Here is a 26,998-nt window from a genome sequence, read left to right as displayed (position 1 = left end):
TCATGTCAAAACGTACCAAACTGCCCTCGAAATCAGCAAGAATTCGCAATGCGCGCCTTACCTCGCCGACCGGACCGACATCTGTGGCGCATTCATCCGCCGCGTCAGAGCGTCCGATCACCGATATTGATGGCCACACCGGTGAGCAGGCGCGGCGCGCTCACCAAATTGCACGCCTGACTGATGGGCTTACTGACACTACCACTTTGATCGGTCTCGCCATGGGGCATGCCAGAGCAGGCAGGTTTCATCCCGGCTGCGTGCCGCGCGCGATCCTGTCCGAACTCGGCCGCCAGGGCCTGGCGGGAGATGAAAATGCACTTCGGGTTCTCGGCTACATCCACAGTCGCGGGCTCCAACAAATTCAAGGCTCCGATGGACGCATCCATCTCAAGACGAAGGCTGAACGCGAAATCGGAGGTGCACTATGAAGCCTTACAGAATGCTCCCCCACCGCGTTTCTCCATCGCAAGCCGGTCAAAAGAGTTTCATGAGCCTCGCCAGGTTTCTGCGTCGCGCGATGATCGTCCGTGCTCTGCGCGACGAGAGCGAGTTCCGCTCGGGCCAACCAGGTCGCTACATCCTGATTGTGCCGCCGACACTCAAACCGAGAACGCTCACTGACGCAGCAACCCGCGTGCTGCTTGAGTGCAAGCCCGACCTTGAGAACCTCTACGACTATGACGTCGATGTCGTCGACGCGGAGACACCATCAAGATGGTTTCGCGAACTTCCTGTGCGCCTCGTCGACACACCTCGCTACATTCTGATGACCGACAACTTGCAGATCATTCCACATAAGTCCCGACTGGGCTTTGATGCGGTGCTCCAGGTGCAGCCGCCGACCCCAGCGCACTGGCGGGCAGCGCTCAAGGCTTGTCTTGGTCTCACGGCAAACAACGCCGAAATCGATCGCATCTCGCAGCTGCCGATGGACCTTGTTGCACTCGCCACCGGAAGGCGTGGTTCTGTTACCGAAATCATCAATGATGTCGAAGCTGCGATCGCAGAAGATAATCTGGCAGAAGATCAACCGACCGAACGTCCGCCTTCGCGCCAGCCGCGCACGATGACGCTCGAAGAGTTGGCTGGCTATGGTCCCGCGAAAACATGGGGGCTCGATTTGGCGGCAGACCTTGCGGCGTGGAAAGAGGGAACGCTCGACTGGGCTGACGTCGATCGCGGCGTTCTCCTGTCAGGCCCTCCCGGCACCGGCAAAACGACTTTTGCAGCAGCACTGGCAGCCACTTGTGATGCCCAACTCATCGCGGCATCGGTTGCAAGATGGCAAGCCGCCGGACATTTGGGCGAGCTGCTCAAAGCGATGCGCCATGACTTCGCGGAAGCCCGGAAACAAGCGCCAAGTATCCTATTCATCGACGAATTCGATTCCATCGGCGATCGGGCCCGTTTCGGTGATCAGCACGCGAGCTATTCGATTCAGGTCGTCAATGGGCTGCTCGAATGCATCGACGGCTTGGATGATCGGGAAGGTGTCATCATCGTTGGTGCCTGCAACATGAGCGATGGCATCGATCCGGCGCTTCTGCGCTCTGGGCGGCTTGATCGCCAAATCGCTATCCCACTCCCCGATGAGGATGCTCGACAGGCCATCTTGCGCGTTCATCAGCCGGATCAATTGGACGCTGAAATTCTTGAAAGGGTCGCTGCCGCAACTGATGGCTGGACCGGTGCTGACATCGAAGCGCTCTGCCGACGAGCAAGAAGACATGCGAGGAAAGCGCGCCGGACTGTAGCGCTCGATGACTTCTTGTCAGAGCTTCCCGAGGAGGTGGCCGTGCCCGATGAACTGGTCGAAGTGATGGCCATTCACGAAGCTGGACATGCTGTTGTCGCGTCAGTGCTTGGGCGTGGCGTAGAAGCAGTCCATATCAGCCGGACTGTCCGACGCGATCAATCCCGGCTCGGTGGCCATGTGACGCTCAAGTCGCAGCCGCTGAAGCGCCGCTCACGGGACAACTACCTCGATGAAATCGCAATCCTGATGGCGGGAATTGCAGCTGAGACGCTTTATTTCGGTGATCACGCTGATGGTGCGGGCGCACTTCATGGCAGCGATTTGCAGATGGCCACCGATCTCGCGACATTGATGGAAGCAAGTTTGGGTTTCGGACCATCTCTGGTCTATCACGACGCACAAGACCCGGCTGCGCTCGACCGCCTTCGTTGTTCTGATCCAACACTGAAGAAGCGGGTCGATACCATCCTCCAATCAAGCCTCGATAAAGCAACTGATCTAGTCGCTGCCAACAGAGAAGCGATCGAGGCAATTGCGAGCCATCTTATCCGCTTTGGATCGATGAATGAGCCTGAGGTCAAAAGACGGGTCAGTGGGCAGCAGAATGACGTCGGCCAAGCCTCTGAGACCCAGACGGCGACTGCAGCATGATCGCGGCGCGCCGTGGTGGCTTAAAAAAGAGCTTCTACTCGCAGTGACAGCTGCCCCTTAATTAAAACCGCCGCAAAGGTTTGGGATGCTGATCCACCGGCCAACGGCGTTGAAGAACCTACGATCTATCGCGGCAATGCTGAGTATTGCCATGGAGGCCAACGACTCCACGCCGATCGATCATTGTCCTGAGAAGATGCGACGCTTCTCCCGGCGCGCTGCCGCCCTTGATCCTTTGGCATCGCAGCGACAAGCATTGCCATTTGAATACAGAGCAGGATCTATCCGGATGATGCAATGACAAACCAGATCAATGCGCGCTTCGGCGATTCAACGATCTACATCCGCGATTCCGCAGCTGAGAAATGCGATTCAGCCCGCACAGGAGTTCGATTCTATCAGAGGGGTTCCACATCGTGGGAAGGTTCGGAAAGCGTCGCCCGAGGCTCGGCCTGATCGGCGTCATCCGGTCAATCGGTGTCTCATTTGCGCCGGACATCTTCAAGCTGGCGAGCGCGAAGATTCAGTGATCGCGAGCGCGCATCCAACCCCATCCCCCTTATAAAACACTAAGCCTTATTGCGGACGGGCCTGTCCTCCAAACACCGGTAGAAGCCCCTTTTACGGCTCTGAATTCGATCCACCCCGCCTTGCCTAAGACGGTGTTTCATCATTCGCTTTCTCACCCGTTTCACTTATTTCAGTTAGGAGGTCCATTCAATGAGCAATCGACACATCGTTTTCGAGGATTTTGATGATCGAATGAAGCAGGCCGCATAAAAGGCCTTGGCTGCGCTCACCGTGCAGGAAGGTCAGCAGGGCGACGCCCTGACCGTATCGCTTGATCCGCCATTAGCATTAGTCTTTTCACGCTTTTTGTCGACTGCATTAAAGAAGGGAGGGGTTGCATATGGTCCGCTCGGCACTGAACTGACGCCTGTCCAAGCAGGCAAGATACTCGGTGTGTCACGGCCGATGGTCGTCCGAAGAATGGAGGATGGGCGTCTTCCCTTTCACTACGTCGGCACCCATCGGCGCAGCACATTGGCAGACGTGATCGCGCTGAAGGCGAAAGAGGAAGAGCAGAACGATCTGATGAACGAAATTTACCAGAACTTTGACGAGATTGGAGACTTTGAAGCTCCCCACAAGCCCTGAATCTTGTCCTGTTGTCCTAGCCAACGCCAACGTTCTGTTTGGCCAAGAGCAGCGAAACATCCTGATGAAGTTGGCTGTCGAAAACCTGTTCGTCTCCATTGGACGCTGAGATCGAAGCAGAATGGGGCGACAGGACCATTTTCGTCGACAATCCCGTCTCGTCGATGAAGACGAGCTTTGTTGGATCGAGAGCGAGCTGGCCGTCGAACCAGGCCTGCCTCCGCTTCCGGATGTCGGGACGGTCCTGCTACAGTGCGTGTGCGTCTTTTTTATACGTCCAAACGCGGCCACTGGGTGCTTCGACACCTTCTATGTCAGGCTGCGTGGCAGAGATAAGGTGTCAGCTGCGAGATAGTCGGCTGGAGCGCGTAGGCGCAGTTGTCCAGCGGCAGCAATGTGTACTTCCGGAAAGCGACGCGGACCGCCTGCTTCTCCGGCAACAAGACAGCGGATAGTGCCTCCTTCGTTCCGGTCGGCAGATCGCCGACTGAGCAACGCTTCTTCCACTTCGGTACGGTCTTCTGTCGAAGCCGTGGCGTTGCCACGTAGAACCTGGCCTAAGTGCGTCCCTCTCAGTCTGGAAAACAGAGCACCATCAAAGCCTGGGACCAGACATCGGGATCAGTCTTCAAGTGTAGTACGCCGCCAGAGACAATAACGCCGCGTGGTTCCGCATTTCATTTGCGCTGGCACTCTGGTTCCGGCTACCTCAGCAAATATGAAACAGAAACATCTGCAGACGGTGGGAGGAAATTTCCTGATGCCAACGTTGAGGAAAAGCACGCGCGACCCGTTCTGCAGGCACCACGGTAAGCTTCGACGCTCAACTTGCAGCACTGTTTCGTTCGATGAGTTAAGATGGATTGCAGAACGGCGCGGAAAGCTCGAAGTATCAATGAAAGCCAGTCATCAATCGTAGTCGTTCAATGGCGTGTTGTTAAAGGCGAACTTGACCAATGCCGCCCACCTTCATCAGACACATGCTTGTCCGCAGGACCTGCCAGTCTCTCCATTCCGAAGATCCAATCACTGGACTGACATGCCAATCCAGGACTGGCGATATCGACGTCGAGCGGCTGCGGAGAACGCCACGTTGGCATTCCGCTTCTGCCCACCGGCGGCGACATCTTAACCCATTGACTTACGACGTCACCGGAATCCAGGGACCACAAAATTCCGTCAAATATAGTCCCATGATCGCCAGCGTCGCTGCGGATTGTGTCGGCGAAACCCTGGGCGACCTCAATCGCCGCCCGTTCGCAGATTTCGACCTTGCTGGTATCGAGTTTGTACCGAGGGAGCCAATTCGCCTGGTCGTAGGCGGTTATCGCAACAGGATATCTCACGATCCTATGATCCTCGTCTGTATCCAGCGAGAAGAACAGCGATTGAATGATAGACGTCGGGTCGGCGAATTCACGACCAAAAATCTGTCCTGACACCGTAGAGACGCGTGCAAGAATTGAGACGGTCCAACATTTTCGCATGTCTGCGATCTCGTTGGAGCGGACCACGATGTGATCCGACAAATTCTTCAGTAATGCGTGTTCCTCGGCGATCGCTGTCGCAGCCTTCCTGCCGTGCTCGGAAGCCAGGAACTTAGCGTTTGCGTCGATATACGGCCCTTTGTCCGAGCTAATCTTGATCTCGATGTCATCCCCGGCAAGGAGAGGGTCGCCTATGAGATGGTCGCGATGCCCACGCGCGACCCTGCAGAGATGTGTGACGTCCCCATAAACAGGTAATTGGTCGATCTGAAACATGTTTGTCCTCAATCATCACAGTATGGTCATCGCAAATTTTCACGACGTCAATCAAAAAAGGCGATCGGCGGCGGCCAATCCATCCCGCCAATCTTAGACCTACTAACCTGCCGACCAAGAGCGCGAGCAATTAAGTCCTGCAGTTGCGATGTGAACGAACGGTATCTCAGTTCGACGGACTCAGGCTCATCGCGGCCAAGCTGTCTGACGATCAGCTCCCTCTGATTTCGGCGAAAGACAATCTCATCGATACCGTTGCTGATGCTCCCGATTTAGCCAATGGAATACGCCGATCTGAGCCCGATTCAGCGTCGAGATCACGCTCTCGGCCGTATTTGAATGGACGTCGCCCTGGGCGAAGACATCGTCCCCATGGACGACTGAGGCATAGCCTTTGAAGGGTTTCGCGGTCTTACGGATCGCAGGGTCTGCATCTGACACGATGCGGGCGTCCGGTGAGACGAAACGATCGAGGAATCGGGCTGATGTCGCTGTGTAGGCTTTCGGGATCAGCGGAAGCAGCGTGTGCTTGCGAAGCGACGATGATCGCCTCATCTTCGATCGACAGCACAGTTGACTTGGGGTCTTTCGGCCCAGTTGGCACGTCGGCGACCGAGGTCCGCTTCTTCCACTTCGCAACCGTTCTGGTTGATGCCGTAGCGCTTCGAAAGCGCCCTCAGGCTCTCTTGACTATGCTGTATCGCTCGACGGATCGCCTCTGTCGTCGTGGCGCTCCCATGAACCTGGTCCATAGTGCCTCCTTCCATCGATCGAAAACATTGCACCATCAAACTCCTGGATCAAACACCTAGGCCCTGTTGACAAAGTGGACTCCCAAATCAGCAGACGCGTGATTCACGACTGCTTTTTAGGAGGCGGTTTTGGCACGCGGCGACCTTTCGGATACCCACACCCACGACGGCGTCGTCGTTGCGCTGAGTTCCAACATCCGCTGGTGCTCAGATCATCTGGAGATCCGTGCCCGCAATGGCGAGGTGGTCCGCATTGTGTTCGTCATCGATGCCTGCGACCGGGAGATCATCGCTGGTCAGCCGTGGCCAATGCCGGCATCTGTGGTGAAATGGTCTGTGACTTGCCGCGGTGGAACGCCGCTTCAAGACCCTTAAGGTCCCGCACCGACTGGAATGGCTCTCGGACAATGGCAGCGCCTATATTGCCAGGCAGACCGCGCAGGTCGCCGCTGCCCTCGGCATCAATCTGCTCTTCACTCCGGTTCGAAGCCCGCAGAGTAGCGGCATGTCCGAGGCCTTCGTCAAACACTGAAGAGAGACTACGCCTCGACCGCCATCCTCCCAGACGCCGATACCATCCTGGCCTTGCTGCCCGACTGGATCGACGACTACTGTGAGTCCACCCGCACTCCGGGCTCAGGTTCCGCTCACCACGCGAGTTCCTGCGTCTTAGTGCCTAAACCCAACCGCCGACTGTCCGGTGAAACGGGGTCTACTCCACATGGCCGCCTCAGCATTTCCGCGCGCGGCGCTTTCCTGACATTGAAGCGTGATCGTCGATGTTCCATAAATTTCGAAATCTGCAAGAAAAGAGTTGCAGCCGATGAAAACGCAAGCAATGATTTTTGTATCAGCACACTTAAGTACCTAAAAGGAACAAAAATGAGAATAATTGATTTTCACGATTTGATGAATATCCCTCGGGAAACTGAATTGACCAACCTCGTCACGCGCAAAGATGGCACGATCATTTCAATGCACGACAATATTGATGCCGCTATGAATAATATATTATTTTATTACCATGAACCAATGCACTACATCCTTTACGGGGAAACCTGGGAACCGGGCAATTGGATTTTAGATATCCAATCGTCCGTCGGCTGCTTTGATATATATCTCGCTTACAAAGCGACTCTGTCTGATGCCATGCCTCGGCACATCGGCGACGTTAGGAGACCAACTCTCCATCGGACTGCATTTATTTTTCCAATTTACAACGCCGCACTGGAATATATCGAAGATACAGCCGCAGCAAAATGTGATTAATATTGAAGTTGAGAGGAATAATTCCGAAATCGCACCAGTTTCACTTTCAAACATGAGAGAACATTGCTGGTTTAAACGTAGGACTGTCTCCAAATTCCGAGATTTTTAGTATGGCGCGAATTATGCTCGATCTCGTTTTAAGGCTTATCCCGTTAGCTCCGGTACAACTATATCTAGGTGTTTATATCCCCTCTCGTCTGCTTCGCAGGACGCTGCAGACTGAACCACGAGCATTTAGTTTTTTTAGCGATACGTTCTGATGCGGGCTCTGGAACAATTGAAATTTGAGCTACCCCCCGATCCCTGGACAGATTTCGGCGTGACTTAAGCTACTGCCTGCACCTGCTGATCGGTTTCGATGCTGGTGAAGTAGATCACGGCGGGCGGCTGTCCGCCATGGGCGGCGTGTGGCCCACCCACCCGCCCATCAGACCGAAGACGACAAAGAACAGGACGATCACGGGTATGATGATGAGGAGGAAGAACAGCCGTTCGAAATCCAGTGCCACCGCTGCCGCGAGCGATGCCAGAAAAGCCCCACGTGCAACCAGCACACGCCATAGCGGGGCATAACCACCGCTCAGCGCCAGACTGTCGGCGACCATGTACGGCACGGTTCCGACGGCAATGGCGGCGATGATCGGCAGGCGCGCCGTATTCGGCATGAAGGAGGCCACGTAGCGATCCAGCGCGCCGCCAAAGACGAAGATCCCGTAGGCCGCCAACACCAAAGCCACCCACCACGCGACCCGGCCCAGGCGAACACCGCTCCACGCCAGCAGTCCGAGCGACAACAGGCCGAACACAAACAGATGCACGGCGAGATAATCGGCCACAAGCACCGGCAGGAAACCCGTCTCGACGAGGGTGAGCAGGAGCGGCGTCACGACTGCGGGAAGACCGACGGCGAGGACGAATTTACGCCACGGCAGAACAGCCGGGTGCGCTTCCTGTCTTGGCAGCAAACGCGACATTGGCCAGGCCAGAATGACGATCCCGGACAGGAGCAGCACGATCGAAGGCCCGGTCGCGGCGATCGGCCCCGTGCTGGTGCGCGCAAAAACCGCGTCGAGCCAGTCACGCGCCTCGCGCTGCGCCGTCGGCGAATAGAGCACGCCGACATGTTCGACATTCGGTGCGAAAACGGTGCGGCGCCCGCCGTCGCCGGCCGGATTGCCGATGGTTTCGCCCTCCTCTGCCTGCGGGTCGATCAGCCGCGCATTGAGGAGGGCATTCTCGCGCAGGAACGATTCCCATTCGCCGGAGATCATCAGCAGATTGCGCGGCTCGGTCGCGGTGACCGCTTCGGAGAACATCGAGATCGCCACCGTCGCGGCAATTCTCGGGTCGTCGATGGCATTGCGCACGATGATATCGGACGCCATCGAATGCCCGAGCAAGGCGATACGCCCATCAACCGAAGGCAGCGCCAGCACAGCATCGACGACCCGACCGACTTCCGCCATGAGGAGCTGCGTCGTGCCGTCAACCCGCGTCACGTCGCCGGACATCGGTATCGGATTTCGGCCGTGCCCTTCGAAATCAAAGGAAACGGCGACGTAGCCCGTCTGCGCCAAGGTCAGTGCGTAGGCTTCCATGAGTTGGCGCGATCCGGCAAATCCGTGGGCAATCACGATCGCCGGCGCCGCGTCGACATCGTTGCGACGATAGACTGTGGCAGGCGTCGTTCCGACGTTGAGCGCTTCGATCGTCAGGCCGGACCGGGCGGATTCCAGGTTCCACACACCGAAAAGGCAGAGGACCGCTCCCACGACTGCTGCCAGAAGGCGTGGCCCAAAGACACGGATCTCGCCCATCGATTTTCCCACCCGGCACCATACAGCCGACGATTAATCACCGCCGCGCGCGGGTAAGCAAGGTCCACGTCCGGAGATCGAGAACCACCTTCAGGGTGGCGCCCAGCACAAGGGCACACAACAGAGCCTTGGAAACAGTTCCCATGGTGCCCTCGATCAGCACGGCGTGGACGACGCTGCCGATCACGGTAACCACAGCCAGGCCCGTATGCCCAAGCCGCCAGAGCCTTGGGGACAGGCGAAGGCGGATGCGCAGGGCGGCCAGAATGGCGGCTGCGAAAACTGCCCACATGGCGATGACGCCCCAGACCGAGAACGGGGTCGGCGATCTGAAGAGAAGCGCGTCGACCACATCCGGCGGGCTGGTGATCCAAAGCCCGACCACGTGGACGAGAACCGCGGCGACAAGCACCATGCCGACAACGGAGTGGATCCGCCTGCCCTTGCGGATCGGCAAGCCGGGAAGATACCCGCCCGCAAGCAATGGCTGCGCAAACACCAGTGCAATCGCGACGATCCCGGCAAAGCAGGCGGCGATATAGATCGGATCGCGCCATTGCAGCAGCGGACTTGCTGCCGCGACGGCGATAGGAACGATCACGGCGAAGGCGACACCAAGCCAGATCAGAACGGCACGCACTGAACCCACCCGGATCAAGCCGGCTGGAGAACGAAATCCGCGCTGAGACTCGTATCTCTCGCGTTTCCCATGACTGGGCGAAGAAAAACGGTTTCGAACGCGTCGTCGTCATAGGCCAGATGGCCGTGCGGCTGGCCGAAAACGGGCACGATCTGCGGCATTTCCAGACGGAAGGTGCCGTCAGCACCCGTGAGGGTCGCGCCATGGCTATGCGGGTCGCGCTCGCGGCCCTCGGTGGTGTGTGCCCAGATCTGGATCCGGATGCCCTCCAGCGGCGCGCCATCACCGGCGCGACGCACGGTGCCCGACATCCAGAACCCACCGCCGCCGATACGTTCGACGACCGGAGCGCCGGGCAGGTAATTGTTGGCACCGCCTCGCATTGTCTGCGTTGGGGCAAGACCCTGCGCGCGCGCCGGGACCGCAAGGCCAGCGATGCCGAGCGACGAGGCTGCTCCCATCGCAGCACCGGCAACGATCAACGACCGGCGGTTCAACTGAAATCGGCTCATGGGGTCTTCCTTTCGGATCTGGCGGCTGTATGAGCCAGGAAGCGCATTCATGTTTTCAGTAAACGTAGTTTCTGGAGGAATTAGGACCAATCACGTCCAGCGCCATCGCGGCCACGATTTTGTGATGTCGCTGACGGGCAAAAGGGCGGGAGGATCGCGGGACTATGCGCGACAAGCGCGCGCAGCAACACCCAATTTCCTCGCTTATTGGCTCGGACTGCCGTAAGAGCGGCAATGCAAAAAGATCAATTCGACACCCCCATCATCGTCAAGGTGGATGCGGCGGGCACTTTGCTCACGCTCAAAACCGCCCGCGATACGTCCGATTTCCTGCTTAACCAGTGGCCCGGCAAGCGCACCGAGAAGCACCGGGCTGCGATCCAGGCCTGCTCAGACGTTGAGAATGGCGGCAAGCCGCCTATGGGCGCGCGCCGAGCATTCGTCGCCGCGGCCCGCGAGGCAGGCGTTTTCGTCGATCCGAAAACGATGCCCGTTTCAGGCTAGTCCTCGGACTGCTCGTCCGGACCGGTTGCAGCCTCGTCGCTGCCCCGCTCCTTGGCGGCCGCCTTTGCAGCGAGCTTCTCCGCTTTCTTGTTCGCCTTTGCGCGGTCGCGTTCCTGGCGTTCGTGATTGTAATTGGGCGCTCTGGGCATGTCGTAGTCTCCTTATGACGTTCTGCCTACGGTGATCGCGTGTGCAATGCAATGCGCGCAGGCGCTTGAACAGATGAAGCCGATGGCTGAAACGCAGTCGCGGTAGGCGCTGGAAAAGCTCGCCGCGATGCAAGTGGCGTTCATCCTGGTGCTGCCCTCCGGGCAACGAAAAGCCCGCGGCATCAGCAGCGGGCTTTTTTGGTGTGGGCGGCAAGCGCTAACGATCTAGCTCTTCGACTTGTTGCCGGTCGCATTGGCGCTGGAAGCAGTCTTCATCTGGCTGCCGAACGTGCTTTCGGTCTTCGCAGCAGCAGATTTCTCCTGCTTCGGCTTCCGGATTTCCTTGTTGCTCTTCTTCTGTCCCTTAGCCATGTCCGAACGTCCTCTCCATGAGCGTTGATGGGGTCTGCTGGTCGCCTGCCGGCTCAATGTCGTCCTGCGTCACAACCCGCTCATGACGCTCTTCATCATTGCGGATGCGGTACTGCAGGGCGTTGCCGCGTGGCGGGAGCGTTGCGGTGACATGATAGGTCGTTGCGGGCGTCTGCGTGCGTGCCAGACCGCTCTTGATCTGGACGACCTGGCCGACCTCGTAACGGTGCGCCGCGACTTGGGCACGCACCTGTCGGGCATGCGGCCGCCCGATCGTTGAAGTTGTCATTGTTGCTGGTCCTTTTGTTTCATTGCGTCGAGGGCGGCCGGATCGACCGGGACCATCTGTTGAGTGGCCCCATGTGCCCCGATCGCAGGGAGATGGATGAATGCGCCGACACGCCGCCATGCGAGCCTGGAGCCCGCTTCAAGCAGTTCCTCGTCGTAGTCGACACGGTATTCGCCGGCTGGCTGGCTGACATCGAAACCGGGCAGCCGGAACGGCGCTTCGAAGCGAAAGACAGTCTGGCTCGTGCGCGTGGTCATTAAACCGTTTCTCCGCATTGGCTGCGGTGACTGCCAAGTTTTTCGCGCCGGACCTGTCGATCGCCTTTAAGGTATATCGGCGTTTCGAAGGGCCTCCGTCGCGACGGCGTACATGTCGACGTCTGGCGGAAGGGCACGCTTCAAGCTGTCGAAAATTCGGAGGATATCGGCAGGCCGACCAGGTCGGCACTGCGGAAGCCAAAGTGGCCAAATCTGCGAAGCCTCACCATGCGCCTCTATTGCGTTTCAATCAAGGCGCAGGGTCGTTCGAAAGGGCTAAACAACGAGATATTCTGGCAGTTTTGCGAGGATGGGCGACCCGCGCAGGGAAGCCCTCGGTCAATTCTTCGAGTCCAGAAAGAACCGGGTCATTTCGCGCGACGCATCGGGGCCCTTCGGGTCGGCATAGGAACCCTTTGCGTCCCCACCGGACCACGCATGTCCGGCGCCATCGATCATCCAGCATTCCGCTACGATCCGCCCTGCTCCGTCCTTCACTACCTTGCGCTCGAAGCTTCGGCCGTCGCTGGAGCGACCGTTGGAGGCCTCTGGAACATGGCTTTCCATCCGGGACGTCGCCATTGTCATGATGCGCTCCGCGTTGGACGCATGAACCGTGTGATCTGCGCGGCCTTGAAAGACGATGGTCCGCACCGGCGGCGTGGCCGACGCGAAGTTCCTGGAAACCGTCGGCGTTCGGCCGGCATCACCGCGCATGGCGGCGAAGGCGGACACGACGTCATTCGCCGAACCATAGGCAAGACCGGAATGGACACCAATGGCCGCAAAGATATCGGGATAGATTTCCCCCATGATGGCAGCCATTGCGCCACCTGCCGACAGGCCGGCGACGAAGGTGCGATCGCGACCCACCCCGAATTCCTTGGCGATTTCCTGCGTCAGGCCTGCGAGGATGGCTGGTTCGCCTCGATCACGCATCTGGTCGCCCGGGCGGAACCAGTTCCAGCAGGACGACGCGTTGTGACCGGATGTCTGGCCGGGATAGACCACGATCAGTCCGTGCTCTTCCGCCAAAGCATTCATGCCGGTGCCAACGGCAAAATCATCTGGATCCTGCTTGCAGCCATGCAGCATGACGATGATCCCGTTTGGTGCGCCGGACAGTGAAGCGGGACGATAGAGTTTGTAGGTCCGCGTGCCCGCCTGACACGAAAACGATCGCGTCTCGAAAGCCGCACCAACCGGGATTTCCACCGAGGCTTTCGCCTGGCGTCCGAGCGGCGCAAATGCGCTGGACAGATCAGGAGCACTGAAACCCGCTTTTCCGTCGCGCAGGACGCGCAGTGTCTCGGCAAGGGGCATTCTCATCCGGGACGCCTTTGCTGCGCTCGGTGTTGCTGAGAACGGTGCCTCGGTGGTCGGTTGCGCAGGCTTGGGCTTGGATCCAACCACAGGCTCGATGATTTCGGCGTTCGGATCGGCCTTGAATGGCGTGCGTGCACCTTGAGTGGCTGCGGGCACGATGTCGGCCTTTGACGCGTCATTGGCTGGGATGCTGGATCGACCGGCGAGCGCTTCCTGAATGATGCGGGTCGCTTCGGTCAGATTGGCTGCCCGCGTGTGCTCTGTTGCCTGGCGCATGGCCGTGGCGAAATTCTCGTTCATGGTGCTGGCCTTTTTCCACGGTGGCGACGCGCGCCTACCGGATACGGTCCGCCAAGGCGGCCTTGAGCTTGGCACTGGCTTGAAGAGCACCCAGTACCGTTATCGATCCGATCGTCGCCAAAGCGAGTTCCGGGGTGACGTCATCGGCGATGCGAACCAGGCCGATGACCTTGATATGAAGCCGTTCCCCTTCGGCCTTTGCCGATTCGAGCGCAGCCTTGTCGAAGACGCGCAGACCCAATTCCAGCGTGTGCCGCTCGATGGTCTGCGCCACGGTGCTGTGGTGCACCTCGATCTGATTGCGGATCGCGGTGCGGATCAAGTCGGCACGGTTGGAATAGAAGCCTTCCCGTACGAGCAGATCGATCCGGCCCAGGTCGACATAGCCCAGGTTGACGGTGATCTTTTCCATCTCGCCGGATTTCTCACTCGAACTGCTGGCGCGCTTGGGCATGTCTCACATCCTTCTGGATGGTAAGTGGCTGGTCTTCAGATGGTTTGCAAGGCCGCCATCCGAATCGGCGTCGATTTTCGGAGAGTTGGTCGAGGCAGCATTTGGCATGGTCCAGACACAAAAAAGCACCCCGAGGCCGTTCACCGGCCTCGGGGTGCTTTCAATGTCAGTCAGTTTGTTGGATCTAGCGCTGACGGGCCTTACGGTTCGCGTAGCGCCGATCGCGTTCGGCCTTGCGCGCAGCCTCGTCTTCGAAAACGCGAGAAATCCGGTCCTTCTCGGCCTTTTCGCGTGCTTCCACTTCGGCGTTGGCGAGCGCTTCTGCTTCGGCCTGACGGGCCGCCGCCTCGGCTTCGATGCGTTCCTTTTCCTCGCGCTTCACGCGCTCGCGCTCAGCCTTGCGCTCTTCGCGCGCCTCGGCGATCGCAAGGCGCTCGGCCTGCTTTTCCTGCAGGTTCGGCTCAGCGGCGGCCTTTATGGCGCGGTGTGCTTCGAGGAGGGCCGCCTTTGCCTTATTGGCAGCCTCGCGGCGGTCGGCGAGATCATTGCTTCTGCTGTTCTTCAAAATCTTTGTTCCGTCGAATGTGTCGTTGTCGGCCTTTCAGGCCTTTTTGCCGCTCTTCTTGGAGGTTTCACTCGCCTTTGCAGCGAGATCCTGCATCTCTTTTTCCAAGCGTGCCTTCTTCAGTCGTGCCGTCTTCTGCTCGCGTGCCTGTACGACGGTGTCGAGCTCTTCCACGACGCGGGTCTTACCAAGCGATTGCGAACGCGCCTTGTCAAAGGCGATCTCCGCCTGTTGGCGAGACTTGTTGTAGGTCTGTGTCATGATCGTCGAATTCCCGTATGGCGGTCAATCAGCGGCACAAAAAAAGGCCAGGCAAATTGCCTGACCCTCGTCGGTATCATGCTCTCAACAATGCCAGTACATCCGTGGTCAAAGGAAAGCGGACCCCGAATTTAAGCAGCCTGCAGGTTGCAAGCCGACATCTTGCCCGACTTGTTGTCGCGCTCCATGTCGTAGCCAAGCTTCTGGCCTTCAACGATTTCGCGCATACCAGCGCGCTCGACAGCCGAGATGTGGACGAATGCGTCCGGGCCGCCATCGTCAGGCTGAATGAAGCCGAAGCCTTTGGTGGAATTGAACCATTTTACTGTGCCAGTGGTCATGATGAACCCTTTCATAGCGCATTGAGATACCGCGACGCAGGTGCGGCGCGGATGAGAACGATTTTTGAAAGGGAGATCCGTTGAGAACGCGGTGCCAATCGCGCGATAACCAAAGCTCGGCAAGCAAATATCGATGGCCTGACAATAGACGGCAAAGCGCCGTTTGTCAACTTTTGGTTTTCGACGCACCCAGTTCTGTAAATTCTGGTTGTATCGCTTCGCGAGGGCCTACCAGTGCGTGGTGCCGGGCGCGCCCTTGATTCGGCCTTCCAAGTTCGACGTAACCCAGCCTCCATAGAAATCGCCGGGCTGCGGCACGACGCGATCCGATCCGACCCAGGCTTCATCCATCAGACCGGCATAGAAGGCTGCAAATCCTGCGATGGCTTCGAACCGACCAGTAGGACGGTCATAGGCCCAAGCCGCCCGTGTTGCGATCTTGTCGCCCGCCAGCACATCGAAATAACGGGCAGCGCCCTTCCACTCGCAGAAGCTCGTGCCGGCCGCTGGTCGCAGCGTTGCCGTCACATCGTCGGGCGGAATGTAATAGGTCGGCGCATGGTGCGTTTCCAGAACGCGCATCGCACGGTTGGTATCGGCAACGACAGCGCCGCCGAGGCGGATGATAATGCGCTGCGGCACGGCCTGGAGTGCCGGAGGACGGGGATAGGACTGGACGTTTTCGCGCGGGAGATCGGTCATTTGGCCTATATCGGGCGCCGCGAAGCGTCATCAATGCCGGCGTGTCTGATATCGCCTAGGCGATGGCGATTATCTCGAGTTCATCCTTGCCCAGTTGCACCACATCGCCGACGCTCTTGCCGAACAACGCCATCGCAACCGGCGATGCGTGCGAAATCGAGCCTTTGGACGGATCTGCTTCATCCTCGCCGACGATGCGATAGGTCTGGGTGCGACCGTCATCGCGCTCGAAGGTCACCGTGTGGCCGAATGCCACCGCATCGGTGCTGGTTGGTGGCGCCGTCAATTGCGCAGTTCTGAGGCGCTCGGAAAAGTACCGCACATCGCGCGCCGGAACCGCCGACTGGCGTCGGCGCTCGTTGATATCGTCGAGGGCGTTGGCCGCTTCCAGAGCCTGATGCGCCTGCGAATAGGCGTCCTCAAGCATCTTCAGACCCTCATTGGTCACAAGATTGATTCGGTCCGAAATAGGCCGAGCCGGCAGCACGGTCTCCGATGCGGCCTCGGCACTTTCTTCCTTGACGAACGCGACGCTCATGCCAGCACCTGGAGAGGTTCAATTTGGTTGCGACTATACCAGAGTTGATCCGCACAACTGACGAAATCCATCATAGTTTACCGCGTTCGGTTCTTCCGGATGACATTTTTTTGTCGATCTGGATCAAAATCGCCTGACGGAGACGTGATGGCGGTCGGCGGAATCGGCCTGAACCGGGCCGACGGGGAGCACGTAACCAGGGCTGGAGACGGTCATGACGATCGCTCCCAACCCAGACGAGGACATGACGATGCTGAAGACCATTCTCATTGCCGGAGCAGCCGCCATCACGATGACGACGTCCACCTTGGCCGCCGACATCGTGGACACTGCCGCCGAAGCCGGGACATTCACGACGCTGATCGCCGCAGTCGAAGCAGCCGGCTTGGTCGAGACCCTGAAGGGCGAAGGCCCATTCACCGTTTTCGCCCCAACGGACGAGGCCTTTGCAGCGCTGCCTGAAGGCACGGTCGAAGATCTGCTTCTCGAGGAGAACCGAGACCAGCTGGTGTCGATTCTGACCTATCACGTCGTGCCGGGTGCCGTCGCCTCGTCCGACCTGACCGAAGGCATGACGGCTGCGACCGTCGAGGGCAGCGACGTAACCTTCACGCTCGAAGGCGGCGCGAAAGTCAATGAAGCCAATATTACCCAGGCGGACATCGCGGCCGACAATGGCGTTATCCACGTCATCGACGCCGTGATCATGCCAAGCATGTAATCGTTCAAAGCACGCACACGCCAAGCGGCCGGACCCGATCTCTACCGGGTCCGGCCGTTCGCCATTTCTGGCTTTTGTCTAGCCCTGGTAGGGACCTGCGATCGATTTGAGGATCGAGGCGCCCATCGTGTATTTGGGGTCCACCATGTTGCCGAGGCGCATGCGGCCGCATTGGGTCAGCAGCATATAGGCGTCGAGTTCCTCGAAGCCGAAATCCGCTGCGAGCCAACGGGTAAGCTCGCGGTAGGCCTGACGCGCGGCGTCCTCTAGCGGGCGCGACGAGCCGATGGTCATGTAGAACTGTTCGTTTTCGAGGCGCGGGGTCTTGATCGTCCAGCCCTTGATCAGGTCGACCTGGATCGTCGTGACCGTCGGGTGTTCGATCGCGACGCCGCACAATTCGCCGTCGCCCTGGGCTGCGTGGCAGTCACCGAGATAGAGATAGGCGCCCTTGGTGTTGACCGGCAGGTAGACGACCGCACCGGGTGCGACGTCCGGCAAGTCCATGTTGCCCCCGTAATAGTCCGGCACGAGCGAGGAGATCGCCTCGATCTCGGGCGATGTGCCGATGGTTCCGATGAACGGCTCGTAGGGCAGCGTGATGCGGTCGTTCCACTTCACGCCCTTTTCCGCATCGACGTGAAGCTTCTTCACGCGCTCCGGCAGAGGCGGGTTGAGCATGGCCGTGTCGCCCGTCGCGACCAGGCCACCGAATTCCGGCAGCAGCACGGTCGTGCCGGAGGGCTGCTCGCCACGCGGCTTTATCTCCTTGATGTAGACGGCGAGCGTATCGCCCTTTTCGGCGCCCTCGACGTAGATCGGTCCGTTCTGGGGATTGAGGTAGGGGAAGTTCAGAATTTCGGACGGCTTGTCGGTCTCGTGCTTGATCTTGCCTTCGAACGCGTCGTGCGTTTCGGCGGAGATGACGGCGCCCGGCTGGACGTGCAGCTTCGGCTCGACGAAAGCGCCGTAGACATAGTGATAGATGCCCTGCTCCGCCTCGGTGATGGTGTGGTGCTCGCCGGGCTTACCCTTGGCGACGGCCTTCCGTGCCATGATGGACTCGTCAAACCAGCTCATTGGCGTCCTCCTTCAGACTGCTTTTCTCGTTCACGTCGTTCAGACCGCTAGATAGCGCCGCACCGTTTCGCGGCTATCCAGCATCTGAGGCGTCAGTTCGGCCGTGATGCGGCCCTTGTCCATGACGTAGCAGCGCTGCGCCATGGCCCGGATCATGTCGATGTTCTGTTCAACGAAGGCGATGGCGACGCCGGTCGTTCGATTGAGTTCGACGGCGATGCGCGCAATATCCTGCACGATGGACGGCTGGATGCCTTCCGACGGCTCGTCGAGCAGGATCAGCGACGGGCGCCCGACAAGCACCCGGCCGATCGCCAATTGCTGCTGCTGCCCCCCTGAAAGCGTTCCCGCCCGCTGATTGCGGCGTTCGGCGAGGATCGGGAAGTACTGGTAGATCTCGTCGTAGATCGCCGGATCCACCTTTGCGCCCGGCGCGATCGACGCGCCGACCTTCAAATTCTCCTCCACCGTCATGCGCGGGAAGACATCCCGCCCCTGCGGCACGTAGCCGATGCCGAGGCGGGCCCGCTTGTGCGCCGGCAGCTTCCGAATGTCCGTATCGCCGAAGGTGATGCCGCCCTTGAAGCTCGGCAAGAGGCCGATCAGGCTCTTCATGAGCGTCGACTTGCCGACACCGTTGCGGCCGATGACGGCGACGATCTCGCCTTTGCCGATGGCGAGGTCGACACCCTGCAAAACGGGCTTGCCGCCATATCCGGCCCACAGGCCGTCGGTCTTCAGAAGAATGTCAGTCATGGTGGCCCTCGCCGAGATAGATCGCCGCGACGCGCTCATCGGCTACGATTTCGTCAATCGTGCCTTGAGCGAAGATACGGCCGAAATGCAGGACCGTGACGCGCTGCGCGATCTGCCTAACGAACGCCATGTCGTGCTCTACGGCCAGAACCGTCACGCCGTCGGCATTCAGCCTTTGCACCATCTCGCCTGTCGCGAAGGTCTCGTCCGGCGTCATGCCGGCGGTCGGTTCGTCGAGCAGCAGAAGCTTCGGCTTGAGGCTGATCGCCATGCCGATTTCGAGCCACTGCTTCTGGCCGTGGCTGAGATTGCCGGCAAGCTGATCGGCAGCGTCGGTCAGGTTCAGGAACTCGAGAAGACGATCGATTTCCTCACCGAGCGAATGGCCTTCGAGATGGTGCTGAAGGGCGATTTCAAGGTTCTGGCGCACGTTCAGCGCCTTGAAGATGCCGGGCACCTGGAACTTGACGCTGATGCCCTTGCGGATGCGCTGAAACGGCTTGGCCGTCGTGATGTCGGTGCCGTCGTAATGGATCGTGCCGCTGGAGGGTAGGTGCTCGCCGAGGATCAGGCGGAAGAGCGTGCTCTTACCGGCCCCGTTCGGGCCGATCAGGCAATGGATCTCGCCCGCCTGCAGATCGAAGTTCACGTCGTTGGTGACGTGCAGCCCGCCGAAATGCTTGTTGAGACCGCTGGTGCGGAGAAGCGCCATCAGACCGCCTCCCCTTTCTGAGACCGCGCCCTCAGTCGCGCCGGCAGCTTTGAGATGGCCGCGATGATGCCCTCCGGCGCGACGAGCACCGTTGCGACCAAGAGCGCGCCCATGACGATCAACGCATACTGGCTGCCATAGATGGTCAGCGCCTGGAAGCCGCCGAGCACCACAAGCGTGCCGACGAGCGTTGCCGTCAGGTCGGAGCGGCCGCCGACGGCGACCCAGACGATGGGAAGTGCTGCCGCCGTAATGCTCATGCTGGATGGCGTGATGTACTGGCCCCAGGCCGTATAGAGCACGCCGGACAGGCCGGCGAGCATGGCGCCGATGACGAAGGCGCCGAGCTGATATTTGCGAATGTCATAGCCCAGCATTTCGGCCCGCTCGGGGTTCTCGCGGATCGCCACCAGCACGTTGCCGAAGCGCGAATTCACCAGCATGCGCAGACCGAGATAGACGAGAACGACGAGCCCCAGCACCACGTAGTAAAGCGCGATGTCCGGATAGAGCACGATGTCCCCGGACGGCCATGGAATGGTGAGCGGCGGCATCCCGCTCATGCCGTTGTAGCCGTTGAGCCTCGCCGAGCCGATCGCCCATTGCGGGCCGGCCGTCTGGGCCATGAATCGCTCGAAGACGAGCGTGATCGACAGCGTCACGATGCCTAGAAAGACGCCGGTGATGCGGCCGAAGAACAGGAAGTACCCGATGAGCGCAGCCAGCGCACCGGCAACCAGCATCGCAAGCAGAAGCGCGACGAGCGTGAAGCCGTACTCGGCGCCGATATTGATGGTCAGTACGCCGTAGGTGTAGCCCGCCAGTCCGAAGAATGCCGTCTGCCCGAAAGAGAGAGCGCCGCCATATCCCCAGATCAGGCTGAGCCCCATGGCCATGAAGGTCCAGGTGAAGAAGTAGACCGTGTTGCCGACGGTGTACCCATCGGAGAAAAGCGGATAGGCGGATGCCAGGGCGACCACGACCAGGAAGCCAGCCCAGAAGCCCGGACCCCGCCCCATCGTCTGCGGGCCTTCCAGCCGGCTGAATGCGGCGGCAAGGCGCGAGCGCCGCCGGGGTTGCACGTCACTGAGCGTCATCAGGCACGTTCCTTGAGAATGAAGCCGGAGATGCCGCGTGGCAGCAGCCGGATGACCAGGATGACTGCGACGAGAAGCGCGATCTGTCCGAAGAGTTGGCCTTGCCACGACGTCATGCCCGCCTTCACGACGGCAAGGACGACGGCGGCCGGGGCTGTGCCGAGGAAGACATCCGCGCCACCGACGACCACCGTTACGAAGGCTTCGACGATGAAGGTCGCCCCCATGGTAGGCACCATCGTCATGGTCGGCGCGTAGAGCCCGCCGGTCAGTCCGGCCAGCGCCGCGCCGAGACCGAAGGTCAGCGCGTAGACATGACGGGTGTTGACGCCGAGGCCTTCCGCCATGTGCGACACCTGAATGGTCGCGCGGGCGAGGATGCCGAAACGCGTCTTGTTGAACAGCAGATAAAGACCGCCGAGCACGGCAAGGGCCGCGAAAATGAGGACGATGCGGTAGGTTGAGAAGGACAGATTACCGACGACGAACGAGCCGAGCGGCGTGCCGACGCCCTGCATGGTCGATCCGAGCACGATGAGCGTGCCTTGCGTCGCGATCAGGCTGACGCCCCACGTGGCGACGATCGTGTCCAGCGGCCGTCCGTAGAGATGGCGGATCACCAGGCGCTCCAGCGCCATGCCGATGATGCCGGCCACGAGCGAGCCCAGAAGGATGGAGAGCGGCAAGGGAATGCCTGCGCGCGTCGCCATCACGGTCACGTAGGCGCCGCACATGATGAATTCGCCGTGGGCGAGATTGATGACGCCCATCATGCCGAAGATGATGGCGAGACCGCAGGCCGACAGCACCAGAAAAGCGAAGGCGTCGCCGAACTGGTAGAAGGCGGCAAAGAGTGAACTAAGAAATTCCATGAACTGACACGTCCCAAACGGGCTGGAGGTAGGTCGCGGCCCGGCGATGGGATGCCGGGCCGCTTTTCAAGCGATCAGTTGGCGGCAGTCGGAGGGCTCGACGGCGTGTACTGCTCGCTCGGGTCGCTGACCGTCAGGTCGCAACCGGCTTCGCCAAGCCAGTAGGGCTTGATGTCTTCCCACACGGTCGGGAAGGAGATCGAGTGATCCTCCTCGACCTTGGCCAGATAGATCGTGTGGGACATGTGCTGGCTCTTCGGATCGATGCAGACATTGCCGGACGGTCCGTCGAAGCAGACATCGCCTTCAGCGATCACGGAGCGCAGTTCTTCACGGTCGGTCGATCCTTCGGCGCGTTCCACCATCTGCTTGTAGAGATTGAGCGCGATGTAGGAGTTGGCCGCTTCCTGGTTGATGTAAGGCTCGTCCGGGAACTTGGCGCGGAACCGCTCGAGGAAATCGGCGCTTGCGGGCGTATCGACTTCTTCGATGTAGTTGGTCGTCACGAACATGTTGGCGAGCGACGGCGGCGTGAAGCGCTTGTGCTCATAACCCTGACCGACGTTGACCGAAGACGCCATCGGCAGAGCCAGATCGGCCGATGCCGCCTGTTCGTAATAGGAGGCCTGCGCAGTGCCGACGAGCAGCGTCACGACAAAGTCCGGCTGGGCCGCCTGGATGTTTTGAATCGTCTGGGAGAACTGCGAGACGCCGAGCGGGATGAACTCTTCACCCGCCATGGTGCCGCCGTTCTCGGCAACGATATTGCGGACCCATTCGGCGGAGATCTGACCGAAATTGTAGTCTGCGGCGATCGTGTAGACGTTCGGGCCGAACTCTTCCATCATCCACGGAATGAGCGTCGAGAATTGCTGCTCGGGCACCGCGCCCGTCACCACCATGTTCGCGTCGCAGACACCGCCTTCATACTGGTTGTTGTAGAAGGCGAAGCCGTCGAACTGGTTGACGATCGGCCGGTAGGCCTCACGCGAGGCGGACGAGAACCCGGCGAACACAACGTCGACCTGGTCGCGCTGGAGCACGCGGCGCATGAATTCCTGGTAGCGCGTGTTGTCGGACTGCGTGTCGTAGATGACCAGCTCGACCGGACGTCCGGCAATCCCGCCTGCCTCGTTGATCTCTTCGGCGGCAAGCTCAATCGCGTGGACCTTGACCATGGTCGCGGCCGCGAAGTCGCCCGACTGATCCTCAAGCACGCCGACCTTGATCGGCTCGCCTTCCTGGGCCAGCGCCGCTGTGGGCAACTGCCCTGAAATCAGGGCGAGCGAACCCGCCGCCGCGAATGCGACGTTTTTCATTCTTCCGTTCATATGCAGTCTCCTCTTGGGGTTTTACGTCGCGATCTCGCGCCTTCTGTCGGGGCTTGAATCGCGCGGGTTCACCATCGCCCGCAGCCGGACGAAGTGTTCACAGAAGTCTTCCACGCTCATGCGGTTGCGCATGCTCATCCGGCGAAGCCGTGCGTAGGCTTCGTCGTCGTCCACATCGTCGGAGCGCATGATCTCGATGACGGCCTTGATGACGTAGCGTCGCTGGCGCCGCCGCGTTTCGTGCGTTTCCAGGCACTGTTCGAGCGTCTGCTTGCGGTTGAACGCATTCACGCCGAGCACCAGCGCGGAGTAGACCGTCGCGCCATGGACGGGCTTGCGGAGATAGGCGCTGGCGCCCATCTGCACGAGCTGCCGCAGGCGGCTCGGCGCCTCGACGCCGATCAGGCCGACGACCGGCACGATCGGGTTTTCTCCGACCGCGGTGACGGGAATATCGAGCGGACTGTCGAGATCGCCGTCGACGAAAAGAATGTCCCGCCCTGCTTCAAGCGTTTCGGCACCGAGACTGGCCTTGTCGCCGTCCAGCACCGCATAGGCGACCGCCAGGCCGAGCTTCATCAATGTGCGCTCCAGCATGTCGAGGGCGCGGGCATCGCGCGATACGATGGTCGCCCGGCATTGACTGAAATTCTGCACGAAGCGGGGGGCGGTCATGGCACAATCCTCAAATTGGGCCTCAAATTGGGCCTTTGGCTGGGCCTTGCGGTTTGTCCTTGAGATGAAACGGCGGGAGCGTGCTGCAGGGGCTGCGACGCGCGGACCATGTACGGGTCCGGCCGGACAGCCGCGCGCGCTTCGGCAACGATGTCGAAGGCGCCGTCGGCACGCGACAGGCCGAGGCGCGGCGTGAGGAAGGCGTGATGCGTTTCGCGATCGATCGCGACCCGACCCTGCGGCGCCTGCATGGCGAGACCCGCAACTGCGGCGTAGACATCGCCGCACGCTTCCGACCCGGCGATGGCGAGTGCCTTGGCGAGAAGATGGGTCGCGATATAGGCCGCCTCGCCTTCTGCGGAGATCGCCGGTCCTTGCGGGAACTGCGCGTGATAGTCGTTGACGAAGCGCCTGTTTTCGGCGCTCTCGAGCGAAGCGAAGTAGACGCTCGAGCTCAGATGTCCGTCACGGCAGTCGACGGCGATTTCCGACAGGTCGGGTTCGGAGAGATTGCAGCTGGCAACCGGATAGCGAGCAGCCTGGTCGATGCCGCGCTCGACGCAGGCGCGACGGAATTTCTCGAAGAACGCGTAGGCCGAACCGCCGATGAGCGTGTTGAACACGAAGTCCGGTTCGCTGTCGAAGATCATATCGATGACCTGATCGACATCGCATTCGCCGACGGCCAGATAACGCTCCGCAATCGTCACGCCGCCCTTGGCGTGAATGCAGTCGCGCAGGATGCGGTTGCTTTCCCAGGCCCAGATGTAGTTCGACCCGACGCAGAACGCGCGGGCGCCGTGATTGTCGATCAGGTAGTCGACCAGTGGAGACATGTGGTGGTTGGGCGCGGCACCCGTATAGACCACGTTTGTCGAACTCTCGAAGCCTTCGTAATGGGTCGGATACCAAAGCAGCGCATCGTGTTTCTCGACGAGCGGTATGACCTCCTTGCGGCTCGACGAGGTGTAACAGCCGACGATATGGCGCATCCCTTCGTCGATCATGCTTTGGGCCGCGTCCGCATAGGCTGCCGGCTGCCCGGCGGGGTCGCGGTGCACGGGCTCCAGCCGGATGGCGCCGTCGGCGTTTACTTCGGAGCAGGCGAGCAACGCCCCGTTCAGCATGGAGCGCCCGACGGTGCCATAGGTACCGGTCGTGGAAACAAGTATGCCGATCGGGTATGTGGGAACCGTCATTCGCAATCCCAAAACAAAAACAGCCCGTCAGCACATGTGCTGCGGGCGGCGTCGCCATAGTCCTGATGTGAAATCTTTGGCGCAAAATTGAGCATCCTTGCTCTGCGCCTAATATTCAGCTTCTCGCAACATCCTTATCTTGTCAAGCAACCCTAGCGTAAGATTCGCAATGAAAATGCGCGCCAGACGACGCTTGCGTCCACCGGCGATTTCGCGGACATTACCCGCATTGCGGGTGCGACTTGCATCCGTCATCGGCCCAACGCTGTGCCGTCCGCACCAGAGCCCGCGCCTCACGTCGGCGCTCTCGATGCCGGAACCGAACCGTCAAAATCAGAACATTTTTAAAGGGAGATCATCATGGATCTGGGCTTGAAGGGGCTGCGCGCCATCGTCACCGGCGGCACCAAGGGAATTGGCCGGGCGATTGCCGAAACACTGGCTTCCGAAGGCGCCGACGTCGCAATCTGCGCGCGCAGCGCCGGCGACATCGGCCCCACGGTTCAGGCGCTGACCGCCAAGGGCGTTCGTGCGACCGGCTCAGCTGTCGACGTTTCGGACGGCCCTGCGCTTCGGGATTTCGTCGCGTCCGTCGCCTCTGAATTCGGCGGGATCGACATCGTCATCGCCAATGTCAGCGCGCTCTCCATCGGGCCGGATGAAGAAAGCTGGCGCAAGTCGTTCGAGACGGACATGCTGGGCACGGTCAATCTGGTCGACGCGGCGATGCCGTTTCTCGAAAACAGCGGCAAGGCTTCGATCGTCACGATTTCCAGCGTCTCAGGCCGAGAAATCGATTTTGCCGCCGGCCCCTATGGCACGATGAAAGCGGCGATCATCCACTATACGCAGGGGCTCGCCTATCAGCTGGCCGGCAAGATGATCCGCGCCAATTCAGTATCTCCAGGCAACACTTATTTCGAAGGCGGCATCTGGCAGCAGATCGAGACCGGCAATCCCGAGCTCTATAAGACCGCGCTTGGGCTGAACCCGACCGGACGGATGGCGACGCCCCAGGAAATCGCCAACGGCACCGTGTTCCTCGCAAGCCCTGCCGCGAGCTTCATCACCGGAACCAACCTCGTGATCGATGGCGCGCTGACGCGTGGCGTTCAGTTCTGATGCCACCAATTAGCGCGATCTGACGGGAACGTTCGCTCGCGCATAGGCTCTGCAAAACGGCGCGCTCGCCAATGGGTTCGCCGTTTTAACATGTTCGAAATGCAGCCTCGTCGCGGTCTATAGGCGGAACCATTCTTGGGACCAGTGCTCGCCCAGTGTCCGACGTTTCGAGCCGACGATCAGTCCGTGCTCGATCCGAGCCTGTTCATCACGAAATCGAAGCGGGAGAGCCAGTCGGTGTCGCCCGGCCTGCCCTTCTCGATCGCTGCGATCAGAGAGGCTTTGACGCCGAAGACGGCGTCGGAGGACAGCCAGCGATCGCCGTCCACGAAGGTGTGCGTCACGATGGTGGCGTAGCCAGGCGCGCCCACCAGGAAGTGCATGTGCGCAGGGCGGTTCGGATGGCGCCCCAGAGCCGTCAGCATCTGGCCGACGGGGCCATCATCCGGGATCGGATAGGACACCGGGCGGATGCCACGAAAGCTGTAGGCGCCGTCAGGTCCGGTAATGAAGATGCCGCGATTGTTCCATTTGGGCTGAATGTCCGGCTGCTGGACGTCGTAATAGCCCTCGGCATTGTCCGACCAGACATCGATCGTCGCACCTTCGATGGGGTTGCCGTCGAGGTCGAGAACGCGGCCCTCGAAAAGGCAGCCCTCGCCCTCGCCATCAAGGCTGATATTGTGCCCCATCGGATAGCGGGGGGCGTCCGGCACATGGAACGGCCCAAGCACCGTGTTTTCCGTCGCGCCCGAGGGGCGGCGATGGTTAATCGCGTCGACGAGCATCGAGAAGCCCAGCACGTCGCTGAGCAGGATGAACTCCTGCCGATTGCCGTCGCACATCTGGCCCGTCCGGGTCAGGAAGTCGATCGCGGCCGCCCATTCTGGCTGCGTCAGTTCCACATCCTTGGCAAAGGCGTGCAGGTGCTTGACGAGAGAGGCCATGACGGTGGCGAGCCGCGGATCGATGTCCGCTGCCATGCGCGCGTTGACGACCTCCTCGGATCGGCCTTCCGTGAAATAGTCGATACCGAATTCTTCGCTCATCAGAC

At 60.1% G+C, this 26,998-nt stretch carries 32 protein-coding genes and 4 pseudogenes; 8 read left to right on the top strand and 28 right to left on the bottom strand.

Features of this window, described 5'->3' with window-relative positions:
- Positions 1–2: 2 nt before the first annotated feature.
- The 3 genes from GC125_RS06520 (at position 3) to GC125_RS06510 (ending at position 3,568) form a co-directional block, all read left to right on the top strand.
- Positions 3–431, top strand: coding sequence for a hypothetical protein (locus GC125_RS06520; RefSeq protein ID WP_151984754.1), 429 nt, complete (start codon positions 3–5; stop codon positions 429–431).
- Complete coding sequence (locus tag GC125_RS06515; protein WP_151984752.1) at positions 428–2,410, top strand: AAA family ATPase; 1,983 nt, start codon at positions 428–430, stop codon at positions 2,408–2,410. Before GC125_RS06520 ends, GC125_RS06515 begins: the two co-directional genes overlap by 4 nt.
- A 786-nt stretch (positions 2,411–3,196) precedes the next feature.
- Positions 3,197–3,568, top strand: a complete 372-nt coding sequence (locus GC125_RS06510) for an excisionase family DNA-binding protein (protein WP_151984751.1) — start codon at positions 3,197–3,199, stop codon at positions 3,566–3,568.
- Positions 3,569–3,704: 136 nt separating this feature from the next.
- Here the strand turns inward: GC125_RS06510 and GC125_RS06505 are convergent.
- From GC125_RS06505 to GC125_RS20220, 5 genes and pseudogenes are all read right to left on the bottom strand, one after another.
- A pseudogene (locus GC125_RS06505) lies at positions 3,705–3,845 on the bottom strand (IS630 family transposase); the annotation flags it as partial.
- A 46-nt stretch (positions 3,846–3,891) separates the two neighbouring features.
- A pseudogene (locus GC125_RS20145) lies at positions 3,892–4,098 on the bottom strand (IS481 family transposase); the annotation flags it as partial.
- 393 nt (positions 4,099–4,491) lie between these two features.
- The gene (locus GC125_RS06500) at positions 4,492–5,331 is read right to left on the bottom strand and encodes a hypothetical protein (RefSeq protein WP_151984749.1); all 840 of its coding nucleotides are present in this window, start codon (positions 5,329–5,331) and stop codon (positions 4,492–4,494) included.
- A gap of 243 nt (positions 5,332–5,574) precedes the next feature.
- Positions 5,575–5,841, bottom strand: coding sequence for a transposase (locus GC125_RS20340; RefSeq protein ID WP_353617101.1), 267 nt, complete (start codon positions 5,839–5,841; stop codon positions 5,575–5,577).
- Positions 5,842–6,083: pseudogene (locus tag GC125_RS20220) on the bottom strand (IS481 family transposase); the annotation flags it as partial.
- 159 nt (positions 6,084–6,242) lie between these two features.
- Here GC125_RS20220 and GC125_RS20215 point away from each other — a divergent pair.
- Positions 6,243–6,763: pseudogene (locus tag GC125_RS20215) on the top strand (DDE-type integrase/transposase/recombinase); the annotation flags it as partial.
- Positions 6,756–7,352: a hypothetical protein gene (locus GC125_RS06475; protein WP_151984741.1), complete on the top strand. Its 597-nt coding sequence runs from the start codon at positions 6,756–6,758 to the stop codon at positions 7,350–7,352. The pseudogene GC125_RS20215 and the gene GC125_RS06475, both read left to right, overlap by 8 nt.
- Before the next feature lie 374 nt (positions 7,353–7,726).
- Here the strand turns inward: GC125_RS06475 and GC125_RS06470 are convergent, their stop codons facing one another.
- From GC125_RS06470 to GC125_RS06460, 3 genes are read right to left on the bottom strand one after another with little or no spacing between them, the layout of a single operon-like run.
- Positions 7,727–9,169 (bottom strand): alpha/beta hydrolase, encoded by a 1,443-nt coding sequence (locus tag GC125_RS06470; protein ID WP_151984739.1) that lies wholly within the window; start codon positions 9,167–9,169, stop codon positions 7,727–7,729.
- Between the two features lie 37 nt (positions 9,170–9,206).
- The gene (locus tag GC125_RS06465; RefSeq protein WP_151984737.1) at positions 9,207–9,818 is read right to left on the bottom strand and encodes a ferric reductase-like transmembrane domain-containing protein; all 612 of its coding nucleotides are present in this window, start codon (positions 9,816–9,818) and stop codon (positions 9,207–9,209) included.
- 5 nt (positions 9,819–9,823) lie between these two features.
- Entirely contained in the window at positions 9,824–10,321 is a 498-nt protein-coding gene (locus tag GC125_RS06460; RefSeq protein ID WP_151984735.1) for a peptidase associated/transthyretin-like domain-containing protein, read from the bottom strand.
- 234 nt (positions 10,322–10,555) lie between these two features.
- On the opposite strand from GC125_RS06460, the gene GC125_RS06455 reads away from it, so the two are divergent.
- On the top strand, positions 10,556–10,825 hold the full coding sequence (locus tag GC125_RS06455) for a DUF982 domain-containing protein (protein WP_151984733.1): 270 nt from the start codon (positions 10,556–10,558) through the stop codon (positions 10,823–10,825).
- Here the strand turns inward: GC125_RS06455 and GC125_RS19960 are convergent.
- The 11 genes from GC125_RS19960 to greA form a co-directional block, all read right to left on the bottom strand.
- On the bottom strand, positions 10,822–10,974 hold the full coding sequence (locus tag GC125_RS19960) for a hypothetical protein (protein WP_199864475.1): 153 nt from the start codon (positions 10,972–10,974) through the stop codon (positions 10,822–10,824). The two genes, GC125_RS06455 and GC125_RS19960, sit on opposite strands and share 4 nt — an antisense overlap.
- 225 nt (positions 10,975–11,199) lie before the next feature.
- Positions 11,200–11,346, bottom strand: a complete 147-nt coding sequence (locus GC125_RS19955) for a hypothetical protein (protein WP_199864474.1) — start codon at positions 11,344–11,346, stop codon at positions 11,200–11,202.
- Complete coding sequence (locus GC125_RS06450; RefSeq protein WP_151984731.1) at positions 11,339–11,635, bottom strand: hypothetical protein; 297 nt, start codon at positions 11,633–11,635, stop codon at positions 11,339–11,341. The genes GC125_RS19955 and GC125_RS06450 overlap by 8 nt, the downstream gene beginning before the upstream one ends.
- Positions 11,632–11,892: a hypothetical protein gene (locus GC125_RS06445; RefSeq protein WP_151984729.1), complete on the bottom strand. Its 261-nt coding sequence runs from the start codon at positions 11,890–11,892 to the stop codon at positions 11,632–11,634. Before GC125_RS06445 ends, GC125_RS06450 begins: the two co-directional genes overlap by 4 nt.
- A gap of 339 nt (positions 11,893–12,231) precedes the next feature.
- Positions 12,232–13,518 (bottom strand): extracellular catalytic domain type 1 short-chain-length polyhydroxyalkanoate depolymerase, encoded by a 1,287-nt coding sequence (locus tag GC125_RS06440; protein WP_151984727.1) that lies wholly within the window; start codon positions 13,516–13,518, stop codon positions 12,232–12,234.
- A gap of 34 nt (positions 13,519–13,552) precedes the next feature.
- Positions 13,553–13,972, bottom strand: a complete 420-nt coding sequence (locus GC125_RS06435) for a ribbon-helix-helix domain-containing protein (protein WP_151984725.1) — start codon at positions 13,970–13,972, stop codon at positions 13,553–13,555.
- Positions 13,973–14,156: 184 nt separating this feature from the next.
- The gene (locus GC125_RS06430) at positions 14,157–14,537 is read right to left on the bottom strand and encodes a DUF6481 family protein (RefSeq protein WP_151984723.1); all 381 of its coding nucleotides are present in this window, start codon (positions 14,535–14,537) and stop codon (positions 14,157–14,159) included.
- Between the two features lie 36 nt (positions 14,538–14,573).
- On the bottom strand, positions 14,574–14,798 hold the full coding sequence (locus GC125_RS06425) for a hypothetical protein (protein ID WP_151984721.1): 225 nt from the start codon (positions 14,796–14,798) through the stop codon (positions 14,574–14,576).
- A gap of 131 nt (positions 14,799–14,929) precedes the next feature.
- The gene (locus GC125_RS06420; protein WP_151984720.1) at positions 14,930–15,139 is read right to left on the bottom strand and encodes a cold-shock protein; all 210 of its coding nucleotides are present in this window, start codon (positions 15,137–15,139) and stop codon (positions 14,930–14,932) included.
- 228 nt (positions 15,140–15,367) lie between these two features.
- A complete protein-coding gene (locus GC125_RS06415) occupies positions 15,368–15,841 on the bottom strand; it encodes a DUF427 domain-containing protein (RefSeq protein WP_151984718.1) in 474 nt (157 codons plus the stop codon).
- Positions 15,842–15,896: 55 nt separating this feature from the next.
- Complete coding sequence (gene greA / locus GC125_RS06410) at positions 15,897–16,379, bottom strand: transcription elongation factor GreA (protein ID WP_151984716.1); 483 nt, start codon at positions 16,377–16,379, stop codon at positions 15,897–15,899.
- A 214-nt stretch (positions 16,380–16,593) separates the two neighbouring features.
- On the opposite strand from greA, the gene GC125_RS06405 reads away from it, so the two are divergent.
- On the top strand, positions 16,594–17,100 hold the full coding sequence (locus GC125_RS06405; protein ID WP_502706039.1) for a fasciclin domain-containing protein: 507 nt from the start codon (positions 16,594–16,596) through the stop codon (positions 17,098–17,100).
- Between the two features lie 78 nt (positions 17,101–17,178).
- On the opposite strand, the gene GC125_RS06400 is transcribed toward GC125_RS06405, so the two are convergent.
- From GC125_RS06400 to GC125_RS06365, 8 genes are all read right to left on the bottom strand, one after another.
- Complete coding sequence (locus GC125_RS06400) at positions 17,179–18,180, bottom strand: acetamidase/formamidase family protein (protein WP_151984714.1); 1,002 nt, start codon at positions 18,178–18,180, stop codon at positions 17,179–17,181.
- 39 nt (positions 18,181–18,219) lie between these two features.
- Positions 18,220–18,936: an ABC transporter ATP-binding protein gene (locus tag GC125_RS06395; RefSeq protein WP_151984712.1), complete on the bottom strand. Its 717-nt coding sequence runs from the start codon at positions 18,934–18,936 to the stop codon at positions 18,220–18,222.
- Positions 18,929–19,648 carry an ABC transporter ATP-binding protein gene (locus GC125_RS06390; protein ID WP_151984710.1) on the bottom strand — a complete coding sequence of 240 codons (720 nt, stop codon included), beginning with the start codon at positions 19,646–19,648 and terminating at the stop codon, positions 18,929–18,931. The genes GC125_RS06395 and GC125_RS06390 overlap by 8 nt, the downstream gene beginning before the upstream one ends.
- Positions 19,648–20,745 (bottom strand): ABC transporter permease subunit, encoded by a 1,098-nt coding sequence (locus GC125_RS06385; protein ID WP_151984708.1) that lies wholly within the window; start codon positions 20,743–20,745, stop codon positions 19,648–19,650. The genes GC125_RS06390 and GC125_RS06385 overlap by 1 nt, the downstream gene beginning before the upstream one ends.
- Entirely contained in the window at positions 20,745–21,617 is an 873-nt protein-coding gene (locus GC125_RS06380; RefSeq protein WP_151984706.1) for an ABC transporter permease subunit, read from the bottom strand. The genes GC125_RS06385 and GC125_RS06380 overlap by 1 nt, the downstream gene beginning before the upstream one ends.
- A gap of 74 nt (positions 21,618–21,691) precedes the next feature.
- The gene (locus tag GC125_RS06375) at positions 21,692–22,936 is read right to left on the bottom strand and encodes an urea ABC transporter substrate-binding protein (RefSeq protein WP_502706038.1); all 1,245 of its coding nucleotides are present in this window, start codon (positions 22,934–22,936) and stop codon (positions 21,692–21,694) included.
- 33 nt (positions 22,937–22,969) lie between these two features.
- Positions 22,970–23,623: an ANTAR domain-containing response regulator gene (locus GC125_RS06370; protein WP_151984702.1), complete on the bottom strand. Its 654-nt coding sequence runs from the start codon at positions 23,621–23,623 to the stop codon at positions 22,970–22,972.
- The gene (locus tag GC125_RS06365) at positions 23,620–24,822 is read right to left on the bottom strand and encodes a transporter substrate-binding domain-containing protein (protein ID WP_151984700.1); all 1,203 of its coding nucleotides are present in this window, start codon (positions 24,820–24,822) and stop codon (positions 23,620–23,622) included. The genes GC125_RS06370 and GC125_RS06365 overlap by 4 nt, the downstream gene beginning before the upstream one ends.
- 360 nt (positions 24,823–25,182) lie before the next feature.
- Here GC125_RS06365 and GC125_RS06360 point away from each other — a divergent pair, with 360 nt between their 5' ends.
- The gene (locus tag GC125_RS06360) at positions 25,183–25,944 is read left to right on the top strand and encodes an SDR family NAD(P)-dependent oxidoreductase (protein WP_151984698.1); all 762 of its coding nucleotides are present in this window, start codon (positions 25,183–25,185) and stop codon (positions 25,942–25,944) included.
- Between the two features lie 179 nt (positions 25,945–26,123).
- Here GC125_RS06360 and GC125_RS06355 read toward each other — a convergent pair whose 3' ends face one another.
- Complete coding sequence (locus tag GC125_RS06355) at positions 26,124–26,993, bottom strand: intradiol ring-cleavage dioxygenase (RefSeq protein ID WP_151984696.1); 870 nt, start codon at positions 26,991–26,993, stop codon at positions 26,124–26,126.
- Between the last annotated feature and the right edge of the window lie 5 nt (positions 26,994–26,998).

Origin of the sequence: Rhizobium sp. EC-SD404 (assembly GCF_902498825.1) — a bacterium.
Classification (GTDB): domain Bacteria; phylum Pseudomonadota; class Alphaproteobacteria; order Rhizobiales; family Rhizobiaceae; genus Georhizobium.
Note: the sequence above shows the minus strand (reverse complement) of the source record. Positions and strands in the feature narration are given on the sequence as shown.